Below are 14,802 nucleotides of genomic sequence, written 5' to 3'. Positions count from 1 at the left end.
CTTATAAACCTCCCTCATCTTTAAACGTACTTGTACGTCTGAATTGAATAAATGCGACAATAGCAACAATAAATCCAATAATTAATGACACAACTGCACCCATGTTGAAGTTGTTAAACTCAAATGTCAGATTATACACCCAAGATATCAAGATATCTGTACTACCAGCATTCTGCCCTGACACTGGTGGACCGCCTTTATTAAATAGATAAATAAGATTAAAATTATTGAAATTACCTGCATATTGCATAATTAACAATGGCGCTGTGGCGTAAATGACATGCGGGAATGTGATGTTTCTAAACTTTTGCCAACTAGACGCACCATCCATATCTGCTGCTTCGTACCAATCTGATGAAATACTTTGCAGTACTCCAGTGAACAGTGCAAAGACAAATGGGAATCCAAGCCATACTTGAATGCCGATTAATGCCACTTTTGCCCAAAACGGATCACTTAACCATGCTGGTGCTACACCTAATAAAGGTTGCAAAATATCATTATTTATCGCACCAAATTCATCATTAAATAACGCTACAAATATTAAAATTGTCACAAATGATGGTACAGCCCAAGGTAGGATTAACACAGTACGGATAAATTTCTTACCTTTGACGACAGGGTGATTTACAATAATTGCCAAAAACAGCCCTAATGCAATTTGAAGTGTCGTTGCAACAAGCGTCCATACTAATGTCCAAGTAATAACACTGAAAAATGTTTTACGCCAAACGCCAATTGTGAATAACGTTTTAAAGTTATCTAAACCAACCCATTCTAATGTGTGTCTCGGAGGCGCGTTGTATAAATTGTAATTTGTAAATGCTACTCCAAACATAAATATTAATGGAAATACAACTACAAATATCAATAAGAATGTACCTGGTGAGATTAATAAGTATGGGAACGTCTTGTCCCATGTTGCAACCATACGTGCCTTCGGATCCTTTATTTCTTCATTGCGATTAAATCGTTCAGCATTACGATATGCATCTAAAATATTAATGATATATAGCATGATTGCAAAAACAACGAGTAAGATAGAAATAATACCTTGTGCAAGTAAGACACGAGAATCGTCTAACTTAGGTACTGTCCCTAATGTGAACAATCCCCAAAAACCAATATTTAAAAAGCTATAAAATACAGAAATAAAACTGATGAAAAAGATAAAAAATATCGTACCTTTAATGGGTCTTTTATTATAAAACTGTCCCAAACCAGGTATAACAGATAATAATGCCGCTAATTTAGGGTTACGTTTCGTCATAACTAATCTCCTTTCTTATCATTTTGTGATGGATGAAGAATCTTAATATTTTGCGTTATATCATTCGTCGCCTCATCTAACGCTTGTTTAGGATTCTTACCATTTGAGATAAATATGCTTGCATTGCCCATCGGTTCCCAAACTTGTCGCATTTCAGGAATATTAGGCATCGGTTCAGCATGACGTGCTTGCTTTTCAAACACTTTTAAATTTGGATTAGATGATTTCACGTCAACACGTCCAGTAATTTCGCTCATTTCATCTGTATATTTTTGTAATGTATCTTTACTAGTGATATACAGCATTAAATCTTTAGCCCAATACTTATGTTTACTATATTCAGATAAATACCAACCACGTACACCGAGAAATGGTTTCATAGGTTTGCCACCATCTGTAGGTAATGTTGTTACTCCTAAATCTTTACCAAACGTTTCTTGATATTCATTAATGTTCCACGGTCCAGTGACAAATTGTCCTACTTTTCCTTCTTTAAAAAGACCAATCATGACATCATGTGTTGCTGCCTTAGGAAGATACCCTTTGTCGTACCATTTTTGTAATCGTTCAGCATTTTTGACGACATGTTTTGAATTTAGTCCTAGCTGATGAATATCATATTCACTGCCATTTTTCTTGAAAATATAATCATCATTGCCGAATAAAAACGGATAATTAAAATAGAAATTTTTAGCATCAAATAACATACCGTATTGTTTCTTTTTACTATCAGTTAGCTTGGCAGCATTAGCTTCAACTTCTTCTAACGTTTGCGGTGCATTTTTCACTAATTTTTTATTATAGAAAAGTGCGGTTGTTTCTACGATAGCTGGCAATGCTAGTTGCTTATTGTCATAATTCATCGCTTTAAGTGCTTGCTTATTGAAACCTTTCAACTCATCTTTTGATAATTTGATTTCAGCAGCTAAGCCTTGTAGATAGGCACTTCCAGTATTATCATGTGCTAAGAAAAAGATATCTGGACCTTTTCCTGCAGGAGCGTCTAGCGAAATATTTTCTAGTTGATCATTTTGACCAATATTTACAAGCTTTACTTTGATGCCAGTTTTTTTAGTATATTGATCCGTAATTTTTTTATAAAACGCCATTTGCTTGTCGCCATCCACCCACATCGTAAGTTGGTTAGGCTTGTCTTTAGAATTATCTTTATTCAATGCTTTATCAATATCTTCTTTCGAACGATTAGGGCCACATGCAGTTACGATTAATAACATTACCACGGCTAACGTGACACATTTTAAAATTTTAGACATGAATACTCCCCCTTAGACGATACGATTTCCTGTTTTTTCATCAAAAAAGTGACACTTATTCATATCAAATGCTAGTGTAATCTTGTCGTTCGTCATCACTTGGGTTCTTGAATCTAATTTAGAAATCAATTCCATTCCTTGGAATGTACTATGTACCATGATTTCTGAACCTAACAGTTCGGATACAACTACTTCAGATTCAAATTGTGTCTCTGGAGAAGTTTGAATAAATATTGGTTCTTCATGAATGTCTTCAGCTCGAATACCTAAAATAATTTCCTTGTCTAAGTAGCCAGCAGCTTTTAACTTTTCAAATTTTTTATTATGTAATTTAAAATGGTGTGCTCCTACCTTCAATCCGTCCATTTCAACTGTAGCATTCAACATATTCATTGCTGGTGAGCCGATAAATTGCGCCACAAATATGCAATTAGGGGCATCATATATTTCTCTAGGTGTGCCGACTTGCATAATGTCGCCATCTTTCAAAACAACAATTCGACTAGCCATCGTCAATGCTTCAGTTTGATCATGTGTAACATAAATTGTCGTAGTATTAAGTCGCTTATGTAATTTCAATATTTCTGTGCGCATTTGTACTCGAAGCTTCGCATCAAGATTCGATAATGGTTCATCCATTAAAAAGACTTTCGCATCCCTAACAATAGCTCTGCCCAAAGCAACACGTTGACGCTGTCCACCAGATAACGCTTTTGGTTTACGACCAAGATACTCAGTTAATCCTAATATTTCAGCTGCTTCATTGACTTTTTGTTCAATCTCTTTTTTATTTACTTTACGTAGCTTTAGCCCAAATGCCATATTTTCAAAAACAGTCATATGTGGATATAATGCATAGTTTTGAAATACCATCGCAATATCTCTATTCTTTGGTTCAACATCGTTCATGCGTTCCCCATCAATATAAAAATCTCCAGATGTGATAGACTCTAGTCCAGCAACCATTCGTAATGTTGTTGATTTACCACATCCCGATGGTCCAACAAATACAATGAATTCTTTGTCAGTAATATGTAGATTAAAATCTTTCACTACAGTATTGTTGTTATCATACGTCTTTTTAATATGCTCTAACTTTAGTTCTGCCATGTTATGCCTCCCATACTTTGTTTACAGTTTGATTGTGCAATACACTTTGTGAAAACGTTTGCACAAATACTTACATAAATCATATATTCAGTCATTATTAATGTCAATCATAAATTGTAAACGTTTACATTACTGTCAGAATTAAACTTTTATACAGAAAATTGATATAGTGCACAACTATTTTCTAGTGTGACAATAATGTTTTTTTATGTGCGATATTTCACTGCCAATGCTAACAACCTTGTCTTACATTTTAAGTAATATCTAAATCAAACAAGTATGACTTAGCATTACGATTTTCATTGAAAAAAGCAACCATTATGTAAGTATCATACTCACACAATGATTGCTTAATTTTTTAGACTGCGGGCACCCTTCTATAACTACAAATCATATAGGCTACGTTCCCCATCAGGTAACTGATCGATAAACGGTTTTGGATCTTCTGCATATGCATTACCTACGCCACCCTTCATTCTTTGAAAATGTAAATGTGCGCCTGTCGTTTGTTTACCTGTATTGCCTGAATATGCAATAATATCACCTGCTTTGACTCGATCACCTACTTTGACATTATATTTGTCTAAGTGTAGATACCACTGGTGATATTCTCCATTGTCTTCGGCAATCTGTAATACCTTGCCGCCCAATTCATTATTAAAGATACGTGTTACTTTACCATTCGTCGGCGCTTTAATTGGTGTACCTTTTGGCAATGCAAAATCAATGCCATAATGCTTACCATCAAATGGTGAATGTTGATATTTACCAAAAGTCTCAGTAATCCGACTCCCTCTAAAAAAGTCTTCCCATTTTGAGTGTCCTTGTCCTTTATGATTTTGTGTCAATTTATCGGTATATTGGTTAAACCATTTTTGAATGTCATCTATATAAATAATCGTAAATAATAGTGAAAGAAAAATGATAATTGTTGCCAAAATACGTTTTGGTCGCTTTGTCATAGTGGCATCCATCCTTCATATATTTTGGGTATTAAGTATATATTCTAAATCAACTATTTCATAATTAAATGCACTCATACTTTAGTAGTACTGCCAAATATAGATGAAGAAAATGATGGTAATTTGAATATTTTTATTGATATCAAATTTTATATCTAATATAATAATTATACTCAAGAAAATAACAGAAACAGAGGAGAATTTTCAAATGGCAAAAGTATTATATATTACAGCACACCCTTTTAATGAACTGGTATCAAATTCTATGGCGGCTGGTAAAGCATTTATCGAAACATATCAACAACAACATCCTGATGATGAAGTGAAACATATTGATTTATTTGAAACTTATATTCTAGTTATTGACAAAGATGTATTAACTGGTTGGGGAAAAATGAGTAATGGCGAAACGTTAACTGATGATGAACAAATGAAAGTTTCAAGATTGAGTGACATTTTAGAAGAATTTTTAAGTGCAGATAAATATGTATTTGTAACGCCTATGTGGAACCTTTCTTTCCCACCTGTAGTTAAAGCATATATTGATGCTATTTCAATTGCAGGTAAAACTTTTAAATATTCTGCTGAAGGACCTCAAGGTTTGTTAACTGACAAAAAAGTATTACACATTCAATCACGTGGTGGATATTATACTGAAGGACCTGCTGCTGATTTTGAAATGGGTGACCGTTATTTAAGAACAATTATGACATTCTTAGGTGTGCCATCATATGAAACAATCATTATTGAAGGACACAATGCTGAACCTCATAAGACTGAAGAAATTAAAGCAACTAGTATTAATAATGCTGAAAAATTAGCAACTACATTTTAAATTTTTAATTACACTGTGTGACTCCTCAACGTCATGCAGTTTTTTATTGTATCTCTTTTCCGCTTTTTATAAATATCTATTATTTTCATAAATTTAAAATTTGATATTCACTTTAATACTGATGTAAATATTTTTCAAAATATATTATTATAGTGTTAATGAAGTATTTTGAGAAACGGTGGGAATGTATGAAAGCACATAAAATTTTCTGGTTAAACTTAGCAGCAATTATTATTATTTCAATTGTAGTCAGTGGCGGTATGTTTTTGGCAATGAAGTGGGAACAAATTCATTTGAAAGATGGTCTTAAAAAAGTACTAAGTACGTATCCTATTAAAAACTTAGAAACGCTTTATGAAATTGATGGTCACGATAATCCCCATTATGAAAATAATGATCAAGACACATGGTATATAGAATCCTCTTATTCAGTTGTTGGATCAGATGAGCTTTTAAAAGAAGACCGTATGTTGTTAAAGGTAGATAAGAACACACATAAAATAACTGGTGAATATGACACAACTACAAACGATAGAAAAAATGCTACTGACTCGACATACAAAAGTTATCCAGTAAAAGTAGTTAATAATAAAATCGTTTTCACAAAAGACGTAAAAGATCCCGCGCTGAAACAAAAAATCGAAAACAATCAATTTTTGATTCAAAGTGGTGATTTAACAAGCATTTTAAATAGCAATGATTTGAAAGTCACACATGATCCTACCACTGATTATTATAATTTATCTGGTAAGTTGTCGAATGATAATCCAAACGTTAAACAATTAAAACGTAGATATAATATTCCCAGAAATGCATCAACAAAGGTGGAATTAAAGGGAATGAGTGATTTAAAAGGCAATAATCATCAAGATCAGAAACTTTATTTTTATTTTTCAAGTCCTGGAAAAGACCAAATTATATACAAAGAAAGCCTTACTTATAATAAATTAAGTGAACATTAATACTTATGATGTAATTATAGAAATAACCAAATCATTTATTAAAATCACACATTATAAAAACGCCTCACATCATTCATTTAATTGTACCGAATCACATCAAGTTAGATTTTAGACTAACTATTGTGGTGTACATCAAAAACGAATTTGTGGGGCGTTTTATATTTTACAAAGGCGACTAGCGTTTCTTATAACAACTTCAACATTACTACACTCAAGCATCACTCTAAAGTTTGAAATCGAACCCTTTCGTTCAACAAAAATCAAAATCCACTTCAAACTATATATCAAATACATAAATTATCTTGTGATACTATCTCGATCATATCTATAGTATGCATTTGTGTTTGCTTTCACTGAATGATATGTTTCATCAGTTAAGTATAAACTGTCATCCTTTAAGGTAACTTGATAACCTTTCTTCCGTGCCAACCAGGCAATATCTATATAATTTTTTCCGGCGATTTCATAACTTCTTAAATCTTCAATATGCACACTAACTTCAGGGAAAATGATTCTAATAACACTTTCATCAACCCAATATTTGTCATGCATCCACCGCACTTGTTCAGCATATAATGGCAACTGCATATCATTGAAATATACTCGATGGGTGTCATTATCGTATATTTTCGGACTAGGTAATGGTTGTTTTCTAATTGATAATACATCGCCACCTATCACTGTGCCTTCCCTCGTATCATCAGCACCTCCCGACGCGTCACGTGTATTCAAGTCAACCTGTAACCCATGTACATCTCCAATATAGGCATCTGGTTTATGTTCCATTGCATGTCCACGTGCAATCAATGCTAATATTGTAGATTGTGAAAATTGAGGCTCCCATTCAATGCGATTAGGATGGCTACTATAAATTCTAGGTTCATCTATAGCCTGCTGAATATCCATGCCAAACACTAATACATTGATTAATGTTTGCGCAACACTAGCAATGATACTTATGGCACCAGGTGCACCTACTGTTAATATCGGCTTCCCGTGATGCATCACAATCGTTGGAGCCATGTTACTTAGTGGTCGTTTATATGGTGCAATTTCGTTAATACCACCATCTACTACATCAAAACCATCCATTGTGGTATTCAATAACACGCCGTACCCTGGAATCGTAATACCCGATCCGTAAATCATACCGATTGATGTCGTAAATGAAGCAATATTACCTTCCTTATCAATCACACAAAAATGAGTTGTTTCGGTATGATTTTCTTCAACATCTGTATGACTAATGCAATCAGACACAACACCATGCTCTATATCAATATTTGCTTTATTGCTATCAATGAGCGTACTGCGTGCTTTTAAATAATCGTCATCAATTAATGACTGTACAGGCACCTCATGAAAATTATCATCCGCCAAGTATTGCGCGCGATCACTATATGCTAAATGCATCGCTTGTATCAAATGATGCAAGTAATCGACAGATCTTGGACCCATAGATGGTAAATCGACATGTTCTAATAACTTCAATATTTGAATTACCGTGATACCGCCAGAACTAGATGGTCCCATTGAATAAATGTCATAGTCTTTAAATGTTGCACTGATTGGCGCTTTAATCTGAATGTCATATTTGGCTAGATCCTCTAAAGTGATTGTCCCACCACATGCTTTGACAACATTGACTAATTGTTTCGCAATGTCACCTTTATAAAATGCATTAAACCCTTGTTCTCTTAATATTTGAAATGTCTTACCTAATTCGGGTTGTACAATCCAATCACCTTCACGCCAATATTGATTTTCATGCGTAAATACTTGTGCCGTTTCATAATACTTTGTCAATCGTGCGTGTTGCTGGCGCGAATATTTTTCAGTAGCCCAATTGGCTGCATGACCTTCAATAGCTAGTTCAATTGCAGGATTAATTAAATCTTCCAATGACAACTTAGCATAACGCTTGTGAATATAATCAAACAGCTTTGGAATTGCTGGCACAGCGACAGTTTTACCATGTGTAGTCATATCAAAAAATGATTTATATTCGCCTGAATCATCTAGATAAAATTGTTTATCTACATGTGCAGGGGCTGTCTCACGCGCATCAAACGCAGTTATACTGCCAGTACTTTGCTCATAATATAGCAAATACCCGCCACCACCAATACCTGATGCAAATGGTTCTACCACATTCAATGCCAGTTGAATTGCAATCACTGCATCCATGGCGTTGCCACCTTGATCTAATACATCCTTACCAATTTTAGCCGCAAGAGGATGTGATACGGAAATTAACCCTTCTTTAGATGTTTTTGTCTGTTTGTCATTTAAGTTAATGACCATACTATATCCTCCTACTTTCTGTTAAATATTTAAAACATTATTGATTGATGGCTTTTTCTACTTTTTCTAAATCTTGACGTTGCTCGTTACCAGTATCGACAAGTGGTGTAATCGGTGATGCAATTTTAAATTTATCGCCACGATAAAACTTAATAAATTGATCCTGATCTATCGCATTAACTACTGCTTGTCTCAAGTTTGGATGCGTCATAAATATACCTTTTTTAATATTTAGCATTAAAAAGACTGACTTGCGTCCATTTTTGCGAATAATGCTTAAATTTTTATCCGACTTAATTAAATCAAAATGTTTTTGATTCACATCTGCCAACATATCAATTGAATGATTTCTAAGTTCTGACAATGCATTATTCGGGTCACCATTAAACTTCAATGTAATATTTTTAATTTTAGCTGGTCCATAACTACCTTTTTCTGTTTCGTTGAATCCTGGATTACGTTGAAACGTTGCTTGATATGCATTTTTCTGTGTCATAATGTATGCGCCACTTGCATACAGCGCATTTTTCCCATCTGAATTTGCAGGAATTGTACTGCTATCCCCATATCCTTTTGGATATTCTTGATTTACTTGATTAACAAATTTTTTAGATAAAATGCCTGCCGAAGAGTGTGTTAAGTAATTTACCTCTCGAGGCATCGATTGATCTGTCGTAATTTTAACAATTTGATAAATACCGTCTTTATTATTTACTTTTTGACCATCTGTCGTTAACGATTTGACGTTATAAGCTTTAATCAACTTATCATAGATTGATTTATCGTCCTTGTCTTTCTCTTTACGCAACTGATCGATGTCCTCATCTTTTAATATCTTGATGTCATTTATATGTTTGTGCATATTGTAAGTATTATTGTTAGGCACAGACTTTTTATCACGTGCTCTATCTAAAGAAAACTTAACATCTTCAGCCGATACACGCTCTCCAGTATTACGTGCTTGTCCATTGACCACTTTCGCAAAATAATCATCATCTCTTAACAAGAAATAAAATGCTTTATTGTCCTTATTCACAGCATAATCATGACTTAACGAACCTTTCGTTGTTAAATGATCATTTTCATCTAATAATAATAACCTTGTGTACATATTCATATTAATTGAATATACTGACGGCGCAATTGAACGTATTGGATCCAATGTAGGAATTTCACCATCTTGTTGTGTCATCACAAGTGGCCGCGTATCTCGTTCTCTACTATTGTTGTAATCAAATTGTTGCCATATTAATGCACGTGAATTTGGCAATCCAACACTATTTTTATCTAACACTTTATTGTCATATACTAAATTCTTTTTTGATCCATATAAAGGCGCCATATACCCTTTATCAAATACAACTTCATCTTCAATTTGCTTATATGTTTGTTTAACATCTGCTTCATTTTGAGTAGAAGCTTTATTTAACAACTGGTCTACATGTTTATCTTTCAATAAACTATTTGATCCTGTAGAACTAAATAATGCCGTCATAGCATAGTTCGGGTCACCAAACACTGTCATCCAGTCATCAATTTGGATATCATAATTGCCGGCTTGACGTTGTGTACGATAGCTACCATAATCTGGTTGGATATTCATCTTCACGTTAAATCCTGCATTTTCCAATTGATCTTTAACGATATTCATATCATTTTCATAACTTGCTTGTCCTAGGAAATGTATTGTTGGTCGCTCGCCTTTCACTTCAACTTTCGATGACTTTTGAGCCACTTCTGATTTCGTAGGGACACCACAACCACTTAATACCAACGCTAAAACTATAATTGCGATACTAATGATTTTCTTCACATCTATCCCTACCTTTTTAATGAATTCTTGGATCTAGTGCATCACGCACTGCATCACCTATAAAATTAAATGCTAAAACGACGAACATAATACAAACACCAGGTACAATAGCTAAATTACTGTGCGTTTCCAAGTAGTTACTACCGGTACGTAAAATGTTGCCCCATTCAGCTACATCAGGTGCAACACCAAGTCCTAGGAAACTTAAACTACTTGTTGTTAATACAACCACACCTATATTTAATGAAAAACGTACAATCATAGGCGCAATCGCATTCGGTAAAATATAACGCCATATGATATTCCAAGTGTTTTCACCAGTGATACGTGCTGCATCTACATATTCCATGCGTTTAATTTCTAAAACACTGGCACGCATTGTCCGTGCAAATGATGGTATATTACCGATACTTAAAGCAATAATTAAATTTGGAATACTTGCTCCAAATGATGCAATAATTGCCACCGCTAACAATAATGATGGAATTGCAAACACTACATCTAAAATTCGCATTATTAAATTATCAATATGATTAAAATAACCTGCGATAGTGCCTAGTAACACACCAAAAATAACTGCAATAACTACTGAAATAATTGAAATTGAAAATGTCAGTTTCGTTCCGACAACTACGCGTGTAAATAAGTCTCTACCGAAATCATCAGTACCAAACGGATAGGCTAGACTCGGTCCATGTAACAGTGCATTGAACTGATTTTTAGTAGCCAATGTCGTATCAAATGTAAATTGTGACACAATTGATAATGTCAGCATGTAGACTAAAATAAGTAACCCGATAATCGCAATACGATGTCTAGTAGTTTTTCGTATAAACGATTCCCACCCGTTATAACTATGTATTTGCGATGTACGTTGGTAACGTCTAATACTTACAAACATTAATAATGTAAATACGTTGCCTGTTAATGTCATCAACAATAACAACACTTCGACGATACGTCGCCATAAGTCATGATGCTTCCATGTTTGTTCCGTTGTTAAAATGATAATTAAAATGATGGTTAAAACGATTAGCAATGTTTCAGCAATATAGAACGTATCGGCCACATAACCTTTAAAAAGATTTAATGCACTCGTTAATATAACTAAAATATAAGTTGCTATAGCATAACTTGCGAATAGTTTTAAGGAAGCTATCTTTGTTGTAAGTTTTACCATATGCCTCACTTCCTTTCGTTAATTTCACTACGTAATTTTGGATCGATTAAAGCATAAAATATATCAATAATTAAGTTTGCTAAAGATATTACAATTGATATATATACGACCCCACCCATGACTGCTGGGATATCAGGTATTAGTTGTTTTTGGACGATATAACGCCCGATACCATTAATGTTAAATACTTGTTCCGTCACTGCTGAACCGCCTAGTAACTCTGCCACTAGAAGACCAACTAACGTTACAATTGGAATAATGGCATTTTTCAAAATATGTTTAATAACAACTTGTGTCGTCGATAATCCTTTTGCATAAGCAGTTAAAACATAATCGCTGCGCATTACTTCAAGTACAGAAGACCTTGTCATACGCGTGATAGAAGCAGCAATACTTGTTCCAATGACAAGTACAGGTAAAATCAACGATATTGGATGTTCTGGCATATAAGATGGTGGCAAAATATCCAATTTCAATGAGAACGCTAAAATGAATAATAGCCCTTGCCAGAAACTTGGAATAGATAAACCAATTAATGCAATTATCATTAACGTGATATCAAGCCAACTATTTCGCTTCATCGCACTGATAATACCAATTGGTATTGCAATAATTAATGCCACAATTAGCGCTAATACTGCGACAATTATTGTAATTGGAATTCTTTCGCCAACTGCTTTAGTCACAACCTCATTCCCTTTGTAAGTCGTACCTAAGTCAAAGGTAAAAACACCCTTGATGGTATCCCACAATTGAATAAAATAAGGTTCGTTAAGATGATGTAATACATTGAATTGATGTATCTGTGCCTTTGTTGCATTTTGTCCCAGTATGCTATAAGCCGCATCAAGCGGTGAAAAATACAGAATGGTAAACACACTGACAATAACACCAATGATGACAATCACAGCCATGACAATTCTCTCAAAAATATATCTAACTAATGGCTGTAAATAAATAGTCAATAAGATGAACATCGGCAAGGCCAATATTACTTTGATCATGATGAACTTATGAAATAATAAATTTTCAAAGTATGTTGAAAAATGTGCTTGTTCAATATTCTTTGAACTCGTATTAGAACTTTGTGCCTTGAATATTTTTAATGCTTCTTTATGTATTTGTGTGGATGACTTTTGCTGCGATAAATATTTATATTTTTGATGTAACGCCTGTTCAATTTCTGAAATTTCAGAATTATTAGCGTAAAAATTTTTTCTCTTAGCAGAAAAGAAAAACTTTATCACTGCATATAAAAATATTGGCAAGCTTAATACCGATAATACAAACTTGTAAAATGCCTTGTGATACAACGACTTAAAAGATTCTAAATAAGTAATTATGATAATCACTCCTTGTAAAATAATCTTGAGTAGATTACTATGATATACAAAAGTATAGAATAAATTTACACATTTGTGAATAGGGAGGCACAACATCATGTCAAATTTATTAGAAGTCAACAGTCTGAATGTACAATTCAATTATGATGAAACTACAGTTCAAGCGGTAAAAAATGTCTCTTTCGAATTACGAAAAAAACATATCCTAGGTATTGTTGGTGAATCAGGATCAGGGAAAAGTATTACTGCTAAATCTATTTTAGGGCTACTACCAGATTATCCAGATCACACATTAACAGGAGAAATTATTTTTAATGGGCAATCGTTAAATAATTTATCAACTTCAGCGTTACAACAAATTCGAGGTAAGGATATTTCAATGATTTTTCAAGATCCACTCTCTTCGTTGAATCCAAGATTAACGATTGGCAAACAAATTACAGAAGTACTATTTCAACATAAACGTGTATCTAAATCTGAAGCAAAGTCGATGACAATAGACATTTTAGAAAAAGTAGGTATAAAACATGCAACTCGACAATTTGATGCTTATCCACATGAACTTTCTGGTGGTATGCGTCAACGTGTCATGATAGCAATGGCATTGATTTTAAAGCCACAAATTTTAATCGCAGATGAACCAACAACGGCATTAGATGCCAGTACACAAAATCAATTACTGCAGTTAATGAAGTCCCTTTATGAGTACACAGAAACATCTATTATTTTTATCACTCACGATTTAGGCGCTGTGTATCAATTTTGCGACGATGTGATTGTAATGAAAGATGGAAGTGTCGTTGAAAGTGGCACGGTTGAAAGTATTTTTAAATCGCCACAACATACCTATACAAAACGCTTAATAGATGCGATTCCTGATATTCATCAAACGCGTCCGCCAAGATCGTTAAACAATGATATTTTATTAAAATTCGATCGCGTGAGCGTGGATTACAAGTCACCAAGTGGCAGCCTATACCGAGCAGTTAATGATATTAACTTGGCTATTAGAAAAGGCGAAACATTAGGCATTGTTGGTGAGTCAGGGTCAGGGAAATCGACATTAGCTAAGACGGTCGTCGGTCTAAAGGAAGTGTCAGAAGGCTTTATTTGGTATAACGAATTACCATTAAGTTTATTTAAAGATGATGAATTGAAATCTTTACGACAAGAGATACAAATGATTTTTCAAGATCCATTCGCATCTATTAATCCAAGATTTAAAGTCATTGATGTGATTAAACGACCACTAATCATTCATGGGAAAGTCAAAGATAATGATGACATTATTAAAACTGTCGTATCGTTGTTAGAAAAGGTTGGCCTAGATCAAAGTTTCTTATATCGCTATCCACACGAATTATCTGGTGGGCAACGTCAGCGTGTAAGTATCGCGAGAGCACTTGCTGTAGAACCTAAAGTGATTGTTTGCGACGAGGCAGTGTCCGCTTTAGACGTTTCAATTCAAAAAGATATCATCGAGTTATTAAAACAATTACAGTTAGACTTCGGCATCACTTATTTATTCATCACACATGACATGGGTGTTATCAATGAAATATGTGATCGCGTTGCAGTTATGAAAAATGGCGAAATCGTTGAACTGAATAACACAGAAGATATTATCAAACATCCGCAGTCAGACTATGCAAAGCAACTTATTTCAGAAGTAGCAGTTATTGCTAAATAAAAGTCATGCGTTGTGCAACTTTATCACTGTATGGTCTGAAATAAATTGCGCGACTTCTG

The 14,802-nt window shown here is 34.0% G+C and carries 11 protein-coding genes; 3 read left to right on the top strand and 8 right to left on the bottom strand.

Features of this window, described 5'->3' with window-relative positions:
• Position 1: 1 nt before the first annotated feature.
• The 4 genes from KI230_RS00945 to KI230_RS00930 form a co-directional block, all read right to left on the bottom strand.
• Positions 2-1,270 carry a sugar ABC transporter permease gene (locus KI230_RS00945; RefSeq protein ID WP_000166899.1) on the bottom strand — a complete coding sequence of 423 codons (1,269 nt, stop codon included), beginning with the start codon at positions 1,268-1,270 and terminating at the stop codon, positions 2-4.
• 2 nt (positions 1,271-1,272) lie between these two features.
• Positions 1,273-2,544 carry a maltodextrin ABC transporter substrate-binding protein gene (locus KI230_RS00940; RefSeq protein WP_000034973.1) on the bottom strand — a complete coding sequence of 424 codons (1,272 nt, stop codon included), beginning with the start codon at positions 2,542-2,544 and terminating at the stop codon, positions 1,273-1,275.
• Positions 2,545-2,556: 12 nt separating this feature from the next.
• Complete coding sequence (locus KI230_RS00935; RefSeq protein WP_000818910.1) at positions 2,557-3,654, bottom strand: ABC transporter ATP-binding protein; 1,098 nt, start codon at positions 3,652-3,654, stop codon at positions 2,557-2,559.
• A gap of 383 nt (positions 3,655-4,037) precedes the next feature.
• Complete coding sequence (locus tag KI230_RS00930; protein ID WP_000166919.1) at positions 4,038-4,616, bottom strand: M23 family metallopeptidase; 579 nt, start codon at positions 4,614-4,616, stop codon at positions 4,038-4,040.
• A gap of 208 nt (positions 4,617-4,824) precedes the next feature.
• Between KI230_RS00930 and KI230_RS00925 the strand changes: the two genes are divergently transcribed.
• Both KI230_RS00925 and KI230_RS00920 read left to right on the top strand, forming a co-directional pair.
• A complete protein-coding gene (locus KI230_RS00925; RefSeq protein WP_214958301.1) occupies positions 4,825-5,451 on the top strand; it encodes an FMN-dependent NADH-azoreductase in 627 nt (208 codons plus the stop codon).
• Positions 5,452-5,639: 188 nt separating this feature from the next.
• Positions 5,640-6,413 carry a tandem-type lipoprotein gene (locus KI230_RS00920; protein ID WP_000643623.1) on the top strand — a complete coding sequence of 258 codons (774 nt, stop codon included), beginning with the start codon at positions 5,640-5,642 and terminating at the stop codon, positions 6,411-6,413.
• Positions 6,414-6,710: 297 nt separating this feature from the next.
• Here the strand turns inward: KI230_RS00920 and ggt are convergent, their stop codons facing one another.
• The 4 genes from ggt to KI230_RS00900 are packed head-to-tail and all read right to left on the bottom strand — an operon-like array spanning position 6,711 to position 13,194.
• Positions 6,711-8,717, bottom strand: a complete 2,007-nt coding sequence (ggt, locus tag KI230_RS00915; RefSeq protein WP_000236408.1) for a gamma-glutamyltransferase — start codon at positions 8,715-8,717, stop codon at positions 6,711-6,713.
• Positions 8,718-8,754: 37 nt separating this feature from the next.
• The gene (locus KI230_RS00910) at positions 8,755-10,530 is read right to left on the bottom strand and encodes an ABC transporter substrate-binding protein (RefSeq protein WP_045172812.1); all 1,776 of its coding nucleotides are present in this window, start codon (positions 10,528-10,530) and stop codon (positions 8,755-8,757) included.
• A gap of 16 nt (positions 10,531-10,546) precedes the next feature.
• The gene (locus tag KI230_RS00905; protein WP_000240104.1) at positions 10,547-11,710 is read right to left on the bottom strand and encodes an ABC transporter permease; all 1,164 of its coding nucleotides are present in this window, start codon (positions 11,708-11,710) and stop codon (positions 10,547-10,549) included.
• 5 nt (positions 11,711-11,715) lie between these two features.
• Positions 11,716-13,194, bottom strand: coding sequence for an ABC transporter permease (locus KI230_RS00900; protein ID WP_072384831.1), 1,479 nt, complete (start codon positions 13,192-13,194; stop codon positions 11,716-11,718).
• Here KI230_RS00900 and KI230_RS00895 point away from each other — a divergent pair.
• Positions 13,151-14,743 carry an ABC transporter ATP-binding protein gene (locus KI230_RS00895; RefSeq protein ID WP_045178315.1) on the top strand — a complete coding sequence of 531 codons (1,593 nt, stop codon included), beginning with the start codon at positions 13,151-13,153 and terminating at the stop codon, positions 14,741-14,743. The genes KI230_RS00900 and KI230_RS00895 overlap by 44 nt on opposite strands.
• Positions 14,744-14,802: the final 59 nt, after the last annotated feature.

It is taken from the genome of Staphylococcus sp. MZ3, from assembly GCF_018622755.1.
Classification (GTDB): domain Bacteria; phylum Bacillota; class Bacilli; order Staphylococcales; family Staphylococcaceae; genus Staphylococcus; species Staphylococcus aureus.
This window is presented reverse-complemented; position numbering and strand designations above follow the sequence as displayed.